The following is a 13,767-nucleotide window of genomic DNA, read 5'->3' as shown; positions in this document are numbered from 1 at the left end:
ATCGCCTCAAGGGCTGGATGAATAATACAAATACACCATGGCGTAGAGATGCTCAAAGATGAAATGAAAAGCACGCATTGCACGGATGAACTTCCGCGTAATACGTGCTTTTTCGCCTGGTGTGACGAAATATGTTGGCATGGAAATAATGATTGACAGCTTCGTTTTGCCGATACTATAATTCAGGAAAGCACTTACATTTGCATAAAAATGAAACCTGTTTCACGATATAGGCGCAAGGAAAAGGCGGATAATTATTATTTGCACATTGCTACTAGTATGGGAGACAGGTCTTTTTTTGCGCCTTAATGAAACCGGTTTCATGAAACTGGGAGGTGATCGGACCCTCGCCCTTGGCGCGCTTTAGTGTTGAACACAGGCCGGAAACAGCACCGTGCCCTTATATCCATGTTTTGATCTTCCGAGGCAAAGGAGAGATACGGATTTGAACTCATTGAAGAAACCGATTACATTCGTGTTGGCGGCTTCATTGGCACTGTCTTCGGGACCGTGGATGCTGCCAGGCCAGGTTTTTGCCGATGTGGACCGCATGCCCGCAATACTGCTGCAGGATGACTTTTCGGATGGGGATTATACCGTGTCGCCTGAGTGGATCGTGAGTTCAGGAAATTGGAGCATAGCTGCCGATCCGCTCGATGGTTCCAACAACACGCTCTATCAGAGCGATACCGGGGAAGGCATCATTTCGACTGGTGATAGGATGTCCGATATGACCGTGACCACAAGTGTTTATACGGGGGCGGGGCAGGGATATCCAGGCATTTTGCCGCGTTTTCAGGATAAGAACCATTTTTATTATTTTCAAATGCAGGTGCCTGCCAACAAACTTGTGTTTTCCAAGCGGGTGAACGGCACGGATACCACGTTGAAAACGGCGGATTTCACTTTTGCCAAAAATACGTGGTACACGCTCAAGCTGGTGCTGTCGGGCACATCCATTCGTGCCTATATTACGGAAAACGGAGCCGATCGGCTCGTCTTTGATCTTGCGGACGATACATATGCTGCCGGTACGGTCGGCATTCGCAACAAGTGGCAGACGGTGCAAGTCGACGATGTTATCGTCGCCGAGCCGCCGCCCGCCAATGATATTGCGCTGACTGCCGCCGAGCAGACGGCCTCCTCGGTATCGCTGCAATGGACGGAAGCGGAAGGCGCGACCGGCGGTTATCGCCTGTATCGTTCCACATTGCCGGACAGCGGTTATTCCTTCGTGGCAAGCACGCTGTCTCCAGGTTATGTGGATGAGGGATTAAGCACGGATACGAACTATTACTACAAAGTGGCTTACGAATATGGCGGCTTAACAGAATCGTTGTGGTCTGCGCCACTGGAGGTTCGGACGGCAGCCACGGCGCCGCAGGCACCTGGCAACTTGACGGCGGTCGGGCTCGATGCCACCAGTGTAAAGCTGTCATGGTCTGCGGCAGACAAGGCGACCGGATACCGTGTATCACGTGCTTTGCTTGGCAGCGAATCATACGAGCAGGTGGTTGAGGGGACTTCGCTCAGTTACACGGATCAAGGTCTGGAGCCTGGCAGCAGCTACAGCTATCGCGTCACCGCGTATAACGCAGCCGGGGAATCCGCGCCTGCAACAACGGAAGCAAGAACGTATGATATCAACTCCCCGACCGGTTTTGCCGTTTCGGATGTGACGGATACGTCGATTTCTCTTCGTTGGGACGTTCTACCCGGTTCGAACGTGACTTATACGGTGTCCAGAGCAACAAGTGCAGCCGGTACGTTCCAACAGGTGTATCGCGGTGGCGACACTGCGTTTACGGACAGTAAATTATCGATGGGGACCGGTTATTTTTACAACATTCAGGCGGAAGTTGACGGCGTTGTTTCCCCGGTTTCGACGCCGCTTGGGGCCGCCACGATTCGCACGAGCTTTACGCCAGGCCAATTATGGCCGGACCTGGGCGGCAAGGCGATCGATGCCCATGGCGCCGGGTTCTTTTACGATGAGCAAACGGAGAAGTATTACTGGTACGGCGAATACCACACGGGAGGATGGCCGGCGGCGGGAATTCGCGTATATTCGTCGACAGACTTGATGAACTGGACGGATGAGGGAATGGCGCTCACGATGATCCGATCCATGGACGACTTCGACAACGATCCGCTGATCTCGGAGCTGTACGCGGGCCGTGAAGACAGGGTGGATATCTGGGCCGATATCCGCAGAGGCCGGATCATCGAGCGGCCAAAGGTCATTTACAACGACAAAACGAAAAAATACGTCATGTGGGCCCACATGGACGGAGACAAGGACCCTTACAACGACAACGCCAACTACGGCAAGGCGCAGGCTGGTTATGCCATCAGCGATTCGCCGACGGGTCCGTTCGTCTACCAGAAGAGTTACCGGATGGATCGCGCTCCCGAAGGGGAGAAGGACTACCAGCCAGGCAATCCGGGCATGGCACGAGACATGAACTTGTTTAAGGACGACGACGGTACCGCATACCTGATTTACTCCAGCGAGGAAAATCTGACGTTGTATATTTCCAAATTGACGGATGACTACAGCGACGTCACGGGATGGCACAAGCAAGGGTTGACCGACGAGAAAGGCAATCCCGTGCGCGATTCTACCTATCAGGCTGAATACGGTGTAGACTACGTGCGCGTATTTCCTGGCGGACAGCGCGAAGCTCCGGCCATGTTCAAATATCAGGGCAAATATTATATGCTGACCTCCGGCGCAACCGGCTGGTCGCCGAACGAAAACAAGGTGACCGTGGCGGACAACATTTTCGGGCCGTGGTCTACGATGACGAATCCGTTCGTGCGCACGCTGCCTAGCGACCCTGATCCGGGCAAAGCGTTTGGCACGCAGTCCACGTCAGTGATTCCGGTGGATCCGGCCAAGGGCAAATTCATTTATGTGGGCGATACATGGAACGGCGGAAATTTCTCCAATGACGGGGCCAAATACGTATTCCTGCCGATCGAATTCGGAATAGGTTCCGATATCTCGATCCGGTGGTATGACAGTTGGACGCCTGATTTGCTGAATTCGATGGGGAAGGTGGATATTACAGATCCGCTGCCGGAAGCAGTACCGCTCGGCAAGGTTCCCGCGTTGCCAACAACCGTTAATGTGCGCGACGGAGAAACCTTGGTGCCGACGCCAGCGGTCTGGACGGTGAACGACCGTGTGATGACGGCCGAAGATTTTGCGAAGCCGGGTCCGCTCACGTTACAGGTGAGGACGCCGGAGTTCGGCAACAAAAAACAGGCGGTGCGCGTATACGTCGTCCCCGAGAATGCCCTTTATTTTGTCAATAGCGGGGGTTACGAGACAGCCGATTACAAATTGATGGGTGCTTATATGAAAGGAACGCTGGCCAACCCGGGAACGGCGGACCAGATGTATGCGCCGGGCGAGGGACGCGACTGGGGATATGTCAGCGCGGATGCGCTGCCTTCCGGTTCGAATGGTGGAGACATATTTTCGACCGTGCGTTATTTGAACGGCGGCAATGTGACCAATTCGCCCAAAGGCACGGATCTGACTTATCGCTTTGACGTACCGAACGGAACATACGATATCTATGCCGGATTCAATGATCCATGGACGAACACGTCGCGCCGAGCCAATTTCTATATTAATGGAGAGAATACCGGTGCAGTCACGTATACGCCATCTAGTGTGAGGGCTCATCAAGGCATTGCCGTTTCGAACAACAAGCTGGAACTGACGGTACGCAATACGGCAGCGCAGGATCCGCTGATCAGTTGGCTCGTCATCGCCAAACCGGACATGGCACCTTCCGTGGACGAAAGCGCCGGGTTGCGAGCCGAAGCGGTGACGGGAACAGACGTTACGCTCCACTGGGATGCCCGTCTTGGGGCGGCGGGTTACAAGCTTTATCGTTCCGAGCGTGAAGACGGGGAGTACAGCGTCGTTTATAACGGAAGTTTGCGGCAATATACGGATCGCGAACTGACGCCGGGTACGCATTACTATTATAAAGTGGAAGCGCTCGATGCGGTGGGAGGATCACTGGGCGGTTTATCGACGGCCTGCGAAACGGAGACGGTGGAGCTCACTGCCGAGGAAGTCGCCGCTTCCATCACAGCACTGGAGCAGCCCGCCAAAGGCGCGAAAACATTGAAGCTGCCGACCGTTCCGAAAGGGTTCAGGATTGCGATCGCTTCGAGTTCGATGCCGGACGTTGTACGTGTCGATGGCACGATCGTACCGCCATCCGAAGAAGCTACGGTCACGTTGGAATTGGAGATTACACGCATCTCTGACGACAGCAAGGCATTGACGGTACCTCTTATCGTCAAAGTGCCTGCACAAGCTTCTTCATCCGGAGGTACGGGAAGCGACGGTTCAAGCGGCGGCACAGGAGGAAGTGCGGGCGGCAGCTCTGGCGGAACTTCGGGTGGCACGGGAGGTCAAAACGGCAGCTCGAACACGTCAGGAGACCGTTTGGTACCTCAACCGCAAAAAGACAGGGCTCTTCTTGAAGTGAAGGCCGAGACCGGCAAGGATGGCGTCGCGCAAGCAGAGGTGAAAGAATCCGCAATGGAAGCGGCTTTTGCGGCAGTGCCTGCCGCAGCTTCGAACAGACCGCTGGTGGAGCTTCGCTTGAAAGCGAGTGCAGAGGCCGGTGCATATGAGCTCCGTCTGCCTGCCGCCTCGCTGGTGGATGACGGCAAGGCCCGCCGGATCTTGATCGTGACCGCTTTCGGGTCGCTGGAGCTTCCGACCGATTTGCGCAAAAACGTTGCTGCAGACGGCGATATCGTAACGGTGCGGTTAACGCAAACAACATTGGCGAAGCCGACTGCACGGCAGCTTGGCACACAACAGGGATTGCGACTGGATCTTGACGTGAATGGAGAAGTTTGGCCATCTACTAGTGTCTTGACGCTTCGAATGCCTTATGGGAAGCTGCAAGGCGCGCACCCTGACGCCATTGTTGCGTTCAAGATCGGGGCGGACGGAGTGGCAGCACCGCTGCCACAAAGCCGATATGACGAGCAGAGCGGCGAGGTTGTATTCACCACTTCATCAGGTACAGGAGAATATGCCGTAGCACGGGTGGAGAGCACATTTGCCGACGTGGGAAGCGTTCCATGGGCCCGAACAGCGATCCATGCGCTGGGTGCACGCGGAATCATCCATGCAGATGGAACTGATGATGCAGGTCATCTGCAGCCGAAACAGGATATGACGCGTGGTCAATATGTGCAATGGCTGGTCGCGGCGCTTGGTTTGGATGCCCCAGCGGGCGACGAATTCTCCGATGTGAAGGCAGACGCCCCGTATTACGAGGCGGTTGGAACTGCGCGTTCGCTCGGCATTGCCACCGGTACCGGCAACGGGCGTTTCTTGCCAGAGGCAGCCATTACCCGGCAGGAAATGATGACTCTGACGGTAAGAGCGCTTGAAACGGCTGGACTGCTTCAACCGGGTTCAGTAGAAACAGAGAACGTCCTGACACGTTTCCACGATGCGCATATGATCCGTCCTTATGCCGGGCAAAGTGTTGCAACGCTTGTGCAGCTTGGCGTCGTTGGTGGTTATAACGGCGAGGTCAAACCTTTGGCTACAGCTACGCGTGCCGAGTCGGCGGTGTTACTGTATGCGATGATGAATAAGCTGGTATGGCCTAAGTAACGCGGCAAACGGAATGCCTAAGGCTTATTTCAACCTGATTGCAGGCTGGAATAAGCCTCTTGGCGTTGTAAAAACCATCAAGCATGAATTTGCGGTTTTTTGTCGTTTATCAGCGAAACTGATAAATGGTATAAAAGGTTTGAAATTGACCGCCAACAGCGGGTGTGTTAGGTTCTTAATATCAGAAATAAATGTGATCTTTTTAGTAGGAATTAAAATTGAAGCAATGCGCGAGGTGGCAAATGGTGGAACTTCAAGTGACAAACAGCCCTTTTACTCAGGAACAGGTTGAGCTGCTCAACCGCCTGCTTCCTACCTTAAACGAAGGACAACGGATCTGGCTGAGCGGATATCTTACGGCATCGTTCGGCAGTGCAGCAGCATCGGTTCCGGCGGCACCGCAGCAGTTGGCAGCGTCGGGATCGGCGGCCGCAGCGCCTGAAAGCGTACCTGCAGTACCGAAGGAAGTAACGGTTCTTTACGGTTCGCAAACGGGGAATTCAAGCAGCCTGGCGAAAAAGCTCGCCAAAAGGCTCGAAGGGCAGAACCTTCAGGTAACCTTGTCCTCCATGGGGGATTTCAAACCGAACGGACTCAAAAAAATCAATAATCTCCTCATCGTGGTCAGCACGCATGGCGAAGGCGAGCCGCCGGACAATGCCATTGCGTTCCATGAATTCCTGTTCAGCAAACGGGCTCCCAAGCTCGACGGATTGCAATATTCCGTATTGGCGCTTGGAGATACTTCATACGAATTTTTCTGCCAGACCGGCAAAGACTTCGACCAGCGTCTTCAGGAACTGGGAGGGACGGTGCTTGTGCCGCGCGTGGACTGCGACGTCGATTTCGATGAACCTGCTGCGGCGTGGATCGAGGAAGTGGCTGCATCGCTCGGAAATGCTTCGGCCGGGGCGGTTAGCAGCGCCAATGCAGCTGCGAATCCGATTGCAAGCAACGTGGAGTCAGAGTACAGCCGCACGAACCCTTTCAAGGCAGAAGTGCTTGAGAACCTCAACCTGAACGGCAGAGGATCCGATCGGGAGACCCGCCATATCGAGTTATCGCTTGAAGGGTCCAACCTGCAGTATGAGCCTGGCGACAGCCTCGGCGTATTTCCGGAAAATCACCCGCGTCTCGTGGATGAGCTGATCGCAGCGATGGATTGGAATGAGGGCGAGCTTGTACAGGTGAACAAAAATGGAGATCAGGCTTCCGTCCGCGAAGCATTGCTGCGAGTTTTTGAAATAACGGCCGTTACCAAGCCGGTTGTAGAGCAGCTGGCGAAGCTGAAGCCCGAGAGCGGCCTGTCCGGGCTGCTGGCGGATGAATCGGAGTTCCGCAAGGTCATGCATAGCTGCGACCTGCTTGATCTCGTGCAGGATTATCAACTTGCCGGCATCCCGGCAGCTTCATTCTTGGCCGTGCTGCGGAAAATTCCGGCCCGCTTGTACTCGATTGCCAGCAGCCTGAAATCATCTCCGGACGAAGTGCATCTGACCGTGCGAACCGTACGTTATGAGTCGCGCGGCCGTGAGCGTTATGGCGTATGTTCCGTACACTTGGCCGAACGGATTGAAGCCGGAGACAGCTTGCCCATCTTCGTTCAGCATAATCCGAACTTCAAACTTCCCGCCAACCCCGATGCGCCTGTGATCATGATCGGACCGGGCACGGGCGTGGCGCCATTCCGGGCATTCCTCGGAGAACGCGAGGAAACGGGCGCCGAGGGCAAAACATGGCTGTTCTACGGCGACCAGCATTTTGCAACGGACTTCCTGTACCAGACGGAATGGCAGCGCTGGTTGAAGGATGGCGTGCTGTCACGCATGGACGTAGCCTTCTCGCGCGATACCGAGCAGAAGGTATACGTGCAGCACCGGATGTTGGAACACAGCAAGGAATTGTATCAATGGCTGTTGGAAGGCGCTCATGTGTACGTGTGCGGCGACGAGAAAAGAATGGCCCATGACGTCCATCATGCCCTGGCGACCATCATTCAGCAGGAGGGCGGTTTGACGGAAGAAGAGGCTTCGGAGTACCTGACACGTTTGCAGCAAGAAAAACGTTATCAGCGGGACGTGTATTAATCCGCAGTGCAGTTTGACGGAAACGGATCCCGAAGTAGCGAGAGGAGAAAGCGGTATGGCTTATAACAATTTACTCAACCCGCAGCGCCAAAATAGCGATGTGGAAGACATAAAGATCAAGAGCAACTATTTGCGCGGAAGTTTGACCGAAACGCTGGCAGACCGGATCACCGGCTCCATTCCCGAAGACGACAACCGTTTGATGAAACACCACGGCAGCTACATGCAGGACGATCGCGATCTGCGCAACGAACGAAACAAATCCAAACTGGAGCCTGCGTACCAGTTCATGCTGCGCGTGCGAGCGTCGGGCGGTATCGTAACGCCTGAGCAATGGCTTATGATGGACCGGGTTTCCCAAAAGTACGGGAACGGCACGATTCGGTTGACGACGCGTCAATCCTTTCAGCTGCACGGCGTGCTGAAATGGAATTTGAAGCCCACGATTCGTGAAGTGAACGACGCCCTGCTCAGCACGTTGGCTGCATGCGGCGACGTCAACCGCAACGTTATGTGCAATCCGAATCCAAACCAATCCGACGTTCATGCCGAAGTGTATGAATGGGCTTGCCAGGTGAGCAACCATCTCGATCCGCGTACGCGGGCTTACCACGAGCTCTGGCTGGACGGCGAGAAAATCATCGATTCGCGCGACAATGACGAGGAGGTTGAACCGATCTACGGCAAAGTTTACCTGCCGCGCAAATTCAAGATCGGCATTGCCGTGCCGCCGTCCAATGACGTGGACGTTTTTTCCCAGGATTTAGGATTTATCGCCATCGTGGAGAACGGCAAACTGCAGGGCTTCAATGTCGCAGTCGGAGGCGGCATGGGCATGACCCACGGCGATTCCAAAACGTATCCGCAAGTGTCGAAGGTGATCGGCTTCATCACGCCGGAGAAAATGATCGACGTGGCGGAGAAAACAGTCACGATCCAGCGGGATTACGGCGACCGTGCGGTGCGCAAGCATGCACGCTTCAAATATACGATCGACGATCGCGGCCTCGCTTGGTTCGTGGAGGAATTGCATAACCGTCTTGGCTGGGAACTGGAGCCTGCGCGCGAATTCCATTTCGAGCATAACGGTGACCGTTACGGTTGGGTCAAAGGAAGCAATGGCCGCTGGCATTACACCTTGTTCATTCAAAACGGCCGCGTAAAAGATTTTGAAGGTTACCCGCTGATGACGGGATTGCGGGAAATTGCCAAAGTCCATACCGGCGATTTCCGTCTGACCGCGAATCAGAACTTGATCATTGGAAATATCTCGAGCCAAAAGAAAAAAAAGATCGAAGCGTTGATGGAGCAGTACAACTTGACGGATGGAGCGCATTACTCCGCTTTGCGCCGCAGCTCGATGGCTTGCGTGGCCCTTCCGACATGCGGTCTCGCTATGGCGGAGTCCGAGCGCTACTTGCCATCCCTGATCGACAAGCTGGAGCCTGTGCTGGACGAAGCAGGCCTCAGAGACGAAGAGATCGTCATTCGCATGACGGGCTGCCCGAACGGCTGTGCACGCCCGATGTTGGCCGAGATTGCCTTTATCGGGAAAGCTCCGGGCAAATACAATCTGTATCTGGGCGGCAGTTTTACCGGACATCGACTCAATAAGCTTTATAAAGAAAACATCGGCGAAAAAGAGATTCTGGATACGTTGACGCCGATCATCCATCGATATGCGAAGGAACGCAGCGAAGGCGAGCATTTCGGCGACTTTGTCATCCGTTCCGGCTATGTGCCCGAGGTATTGGACGGACAGCAGTTCCATGCCTGATAAAACGTGAATATTAGCCAAGAGAGAATGAGCACTTCCCGAGGGGAGTGCTTTTTGGCGTGTATGTTTTCGTTTCATTCGACCTGAACGGGGTAAGAAGAAAGGAGCAGCTATTATAGACCGCAAAAACGTAGGCACGTAAAACGGAGACGCAGAACCAACTCCGAAGAAGCAAAACGTTCGCTTAAAAGCTTTCAGAGAGAAAGCTGCATCGGAGGCATAGGCGTTATCCCCGGATTTTCCCCTTGAAAAGGGGTTCGAAAACATCCGGGGGATACAGTAGTGCTGGAAGATGGTGCTGCACTCGCAGTGGCCTATTGTGATCGATTTGTGCGGCTTTAATAAATGATCCCCCGGGACAGGAGATGATGAACATGAAAATCATGCAGGACAAAATCGCGATCATTACGGGAGCAGCATCCGGAATCGGCAAGGCTGGTGCCATCCGTCTGGCCCGGGAAGGGGCAAAGGTCAGCCTGATCGACCGAAATGCCGAGCGGCTCGAGGAAACGGTATCCGAACTGAACGAAATGGGGGCCGAGGCGCTCCATTACGCGATAGACATCCGTGATGAGGATAAGTTAAAGGAAGCCATCCGGCATACAGCCGATCGTTGGGGAGGACGGATCGACACAGTGTTTGCCAATGCGGGCATTCTTGGAACCGTTTCGCCGATCGAGCATTTTCCGCCCGGCGAGTTCGAGCGCACGCTGAAAAACAATTTGCTCGGCACGGTGGAGACGGTCAAACATGCCATCCCTTATATGAAAGAACACGGAGGAACGATTACCGTCACCAGTTCCGTCAGCGGCAACCGCCAATTTGCGCAAGCCGGGTTCTCGGCTTACAGCACGTCCAAGGCAGCCATCTCGGCGTTTGCCAAAATGGCCGCGCTCGAGCTTTCCCAATACGGCATTCGCGTCAACGCAATCTGCCCCGGCATGATCGACACGAACATTTTCGAGTCGCAGGAGCAGGAGGAGCATACGTCTGAGATTCGCTTTCCGTTCAACATTCCCGATTACGGCATTCCGCTGACGCGCAAACCCGGCAAACCGGAGGACGTGGCCGGATTGCTGCTGTATCTTGCCTCAGACGAAGCGAGGCACATTACCGGGACCGAGGTATATATCGACGGAGCGGAGGCGCTTATTAAAGGATAGCGGAGAATGTTACCGTTCACGGGTCCGCACAGTCCGCACAGAGGACGGTTTACCGGTCAATCTTTTCCCCTCAGAAACTTGTTGAAGCCCTCTTAACAAGATATAATGACAGAGTAGAATGCAGATTACATGTTGAAAGTGAGCGGAAAAGATATGGGGCGCAAGTGGAATAATATCAAGGAAAAGAAAGCTTCAAAAGATGCCAACACGAGCCGGGTGTATGCCAAATTTGGCGTTGAGATTTACGTGGCTGCCAAGAAGGGCGAGCCGGACCCGGAAGCCAATCGCGCGTTGAAAGTGGTTCTGGAGCGGGCCAAAACATATAATGTGCCAAAAGCGATCATTGATCGTGCCATGGAAAAGGCGAAAGGCAGCGGAGACGAAAACTATGAAGAACTCCGTTACGAAGGCTTCGGACCTAACGGAGCGATGGTCATCGTTGACGCGCTGACGAACAATGTAAACCGTACAGCGCCTGAAGTGCGCTCCGCGTTCAACAAAAACGGCGGCAACATGGGCGTCAGCGGTTCTGTTGCCTACATGTTCGATCCGACGGCGGTCATCGGCGTGGAAGGCAAAACCTCCGAGGAAGTGCTCGAAATAATGCTCGAAGCGGACGTTGACGTGCGTGACATCGTGGAGGAAGACGAAGCGGTGATCGTATATGCCGATCCGGACCAATTCCATGCGGTGCAGGAAGCGTTCAAAGCAGCGGGCGTGACCGAATTCACGGTCGCCGAGCTGACGATGCTGGCGCAAAACTATGTGCAGCTGCCTGAGGATGCGCAAGTGCAATTCGAGAAGCTGATCGATGCGCTGGAAGACCTTGAGGACGTGCAGCAGGTGTACCACAACGTAGAATTCGAAGATTAAGGCGTGCCCTAGCCATTTCTCTAGGCATGAGACGGAAATTTGTTCTTAAAACCGCCAATTGTTTCAATAAGTGAGGATGTACATGTCTTTGCTTGGTGGATTTTATGATGATGTACGTTTTGGTGTCCGAGTTATGAGGATGGTGTAACTCTAAACTCACTTTTTGTATGGGATATCTATTACAAAAAGTGAGTTTTTATGTTGTTCGCTCTATGTGCTGATGAATCAGCTTGAAAACAGCCCTCTGCCAATTACATTTGCTGATACTGGTTGAATCCCGAGTTCTCTTGCCCATATGGATAGTTGACCCATATGATGAATTTCGTGAGCAATGACATGGCGTAGTATTTCACCTTTGGTATAACGTCCTTCCGTCCATGGAACTATAACCGTTTCGTATTCGAAATTATCTGACCAAGTATCCAGAAATGCCTTTGTTTCTTGCATCCAACAATGAGAAAGTTCTTTTACTTGTTCCAGTGACTTGCAGCTTTCAAATTGGACTTGGAGATCAGGTTGACCTTGTATTCCACGAATCCAGCTATATTCCACATCTGAGATATGGAAAAGGGTATAAAGAATGCTGCCTGGCCCACCAATTCGATGACGAAGCAATTCTTCATTTGAGAGTTGCGTACATCGCTCAAACCATTCATTTCTTACCATCCAGTTATAATTAAATAACTTTATCAACATACTCGCCCCCTTAACAGCATTCGGCATGGAACATCTTATCACATTCTCTTATTGAAGCCTTTCTTCATGCATTCGAAAAATCATATATTTCCTTAATTTGATTTTCGGGAGAAGATATAGTCTTAAGCGAATGTTCTTGAGGATTATGTAAACAAAGACTGTCTGTTGAATCGGAACAGATAGTCTTTTTGCGTGCGGCTCTATGCCTGATTGCACATGATAGAACCACTCTTCTTATACGCCACAACCGAAGGAAACGGGCAATCTTTCGGGTTGCGGCGTTTTCGGTTACTGTCCCTCGCGGCTAGGCGCCATCGCATTTGGTTTCTCGCTCTTGCCACCGAGCTTGAACAACAGAATACCTGCGACGATGACCAGTACCCCGAGAAGCTGATTCCAGGAGAAGGGGATCTTATCCAGACCAAGCCATCCCATGGAGTCGAAGAGCAGCGCAAAGCTCAGCTGGGACGTCAACACAATGGAAATGGCGTAGGTAGGTCCGAGGAGCTTAAGCGCCTGCATGAGGCAGAACACAACGCCGACGCCGATCGCTCCGCTAAACCAGTACCATGGCTTCATATGTTGGATGCTGAAAGTATCTTTTCCTTCCACCAATAGGGAGATGGCAAACGAGGCGAGAAATCCGGTGAACAGCACCAATGCGGTAGATGACCAGGGACCCGTTCTTTCGTTGACCTTGCTGTTGAAAATGGTTTGCAGGCTGACAAGCGCCCCAGCGAGCGCTGCCAGCAAAATTCCGGTGATGACCATTGCATTAACTCCTGTCATATATATTGTGCCCTGCCAAGGCTCGCAATCCGTCCTGATCCTTGACCAGCAACAAGCCCTGTTTTCGTTCGATGAGGCCGTCTGCACACAGTTTCTGAATAACCCGATTCAGATGGCGGTAACTTGTGCCGATCAGATGGGCAATGTCCGTCATATTGAAGGCATCAAGCTCTTCGTGGACGATGTTGCCGGCTTCCTCGGTCGAGATGGATAACAGATAACTGGCCAGCCGGACCTCGACGGGATACATCAGATTGAAATTGGAAAAATTGGAATCGATGTAAAATTTGTCGGTCATGATTTTGAGCAAAAATCGGAGCAGCGGCGCATGGTCGCCAGCGTGCTCAGCCAGCCATCGGTAATGGATGCGCAGCATCGTCACGGGCGTCACGGCCTGCACGGTATTCACGATATTGCTTTCGCGCACAAATTCCACGTCCCCGACAACCTCAAGGGGTGTTTTGAAACAGAGAACGAGCGTTTTATCTTGCGCGGACGTCGTGAAAATTTTGATTTTCCCCTGCACGAGCACATAAAGATACTCGGAGATTTCACCGGCTCGGCAGATCAGCTCGCATTTGTCAAAGCGGCATATATCCATGTTCGGCCGCAGTTTCTCTTCAAATACTTGTTCCAGGTTGAATTGTTTCAAATAGTGAAGCAGCTGCTGCTCATCGTAAAATGCCTCCACGGCTTTGATGCACCTCCGGTCTG

General features: G+C 53.1%; 9 protein-coding genes. 6 read left to right on the top strand and 3 right to left on the bottom strand.

Annotated elements, in window-relative coordinates:
- Positions 1 to 445: 445 nt before the first annotated feature.
- The 6 genes from RSX24_RS00140 (at position 446) to RSX24_RS00115 (ending at position 11,568) form a co-directional block, all read left to right on the top strand.
- The gene (locus RSX24_RS00140) at positions 446 to 5,668 is read left to right on the top strand and encodes a fibronectin type III domain-containing protein (RefSeq protein ID WP_343259348.1); all 5,223 of its coding nucleotides are present in this window, start codon (positions 446 to 448) and stop codon (positions 5,666 to 5,668) included.
- 13 nt (positions 5,669 to 5,681) lie between these two features.
- Entirely contained in the window at positions 5,682 to 5,960 is a 279-nt protein-coding gene (locus tag RSX24_RS00135; RefSeq protein ID WP_343259347.1) for a hypothetical protein, read from the top strand.
- Positions 5,914 to 7,755, top strand: a complete 1,842-nt coding sequence (locus RSX24_RS00130) for an assimilatory sulfite reductase (NADPH) flavoprotein subunit (protein WP_343259346.1) — start codon at positions 5,914 to 5,916, stop codon at positions 7,753 to 7,755. Before RSX24_RS00135 ends, RSX24_RS00130 begins: the two co-directional genes overlap by 47 nt.
- Before the next feature lie 55 nt (positions 7,756 to 7,810).
- Positions 7,811 to 9,532 carry an assimilatory sulfite reductase (NADPH) hemoprotein subunit gene (cysI, locus tag RSX24_RS00125; protein ID WP_236419582.1) on the top strand — a complete coding sequence of 574 codons (1,722 nt, stop codon included), beginning with the start codon at positions 7,811 to 7,813 and terminating at the stop codon, positions 9,530 to 9,532.
- A 374-nt stretch (positions 9,533 to 9,906) separates the two neighbouring features.
- A complete protein-coding gene (locus tag RSX24_RS00120) occupies positions 9,907 to 10,695 on the top strand; it encodes an SDR family NAD(P)-dependent oxidoreductase (RefSeq protein ID WP_343259345.1) in 789 nt (262 codons plus the stop codon).
- 153 nt (positions 10,696 to 10,848) lie between these two features.
- The gene (locus RSX24_RS00115) at positions 10,849 to 11,568 is read left to right on the top strand and encodes a YebC/PmpR family DNA-binding transcriptional regulator (protein WP_236419653.1); all 720 of its coding nucleotides are present in this window, start codon (positions 10,849 to 10,851) and stop codon (positions 11,566 to 11,568) included.
- Between the two features lie 225 nt (positions 11,569 to 11,793).
- Here the strand turns inward: RSX24_RS00115 and RSX24_RS00110 are convergent, their stop codons facing one another.
- From RSX24_RS00110 to RSX24_RS00100, 3 genes are all read right to left on the bottom strand, one after another.
- Positions 11,794 to 12,264, bottom strand: a complete 471-nt coding sequence (locus RSX24_RS00110; RefSeq protein WP_343259344.1) for a DinB family protein — start codon at positions 12,262 to 12,264, stop codon at positions 11,794 to 11,796.
- Between the two features lie 288 nt (positions 12,265 to 12,552).
- Complete coding sequence (locus RSX24_RS00105; protein ID WP_343259343.1) at positions 12,553 to 13,035, bottom strand: DMT family transporter; 483 nt, start codon at positions 13,033 to 13,035, stop codon at positions 12,553 to 12,555.
- A gap of 4 nt (positions 13,036 to 13,039) precedes the next feature.
- Positions 13,040 to 13,744, bottom strand: a complete 705-nt coding sequence (locus RSX24_RS00100) for a Crp/Fnr family transcriptional regulator (protein ID WP_236419588.1) — start codon at positions 13,742 to 13,744, stop codon at positions 13,040 to 13,042.
- Between the last annotated feature and the right edge of the window lie 23 nt (positions 13,745 to 13,767).

The organism is Paenibacillus hubeiensis, from assembly GCF_032334105.1.
Lineage (GTDB): Bacteria > Bacillota > Bacilli > Paenibacillales > Paenibacillaceae > Paenibacillus > Paenibacillus hubeiensis.
This window is presented reverse-complemented; position numbering and strand designations above follow the sequence as displayed.

What these genes read in the sequence shown, in the direction of transcription:
- RSX24_RS00135 (WP_343259347.1), top strand. Translation starts at nt 5,682, where the DNA reads ATGCCTAAGGCTTATTTCAACCTGATTGCAGGCTGGAATAAGCCTCTT.
- cysI (WP_236419582.1), top strand. Translation starts at nt 7,811, where the DNA reads ATGGCTTATAACAATTTACTCAACCCGCAGCGCCAAAATAGCGATGTG.
- RSX24_RS00120 (WP_343259345.1), top strand. Translation starts at nt 9,907, where the DNA reads ATGAAAATCATGCAGGACAAAATCGCGATCATTACGGGAGCAGCATCC.
- RSX24_RS00115 (WP_236419653.1), top strand. Translation starts at nt 10,849, where the DNA reads ATGGGGCGCAAGTGGAATAATATCAAGGAAAAGAAAGCTTCAAAAGAT.
- RSX24_RS00110 (WP_343259344.1), bottom strand. Translation starts at nt 12,264, where the DNA reads ATGTTGATAAAGTTATTTAATTATAACTGGATGGTAAGAAATGAATGG.
- RSX24_RS00105 (WP_343259343.1), bottom strand. Translation starts at nt 13,035, where the DNA reads ATGGTCATCACCGGAATTTTGCTGGCAGCGCTCGCTGGGGCGCTTGTC.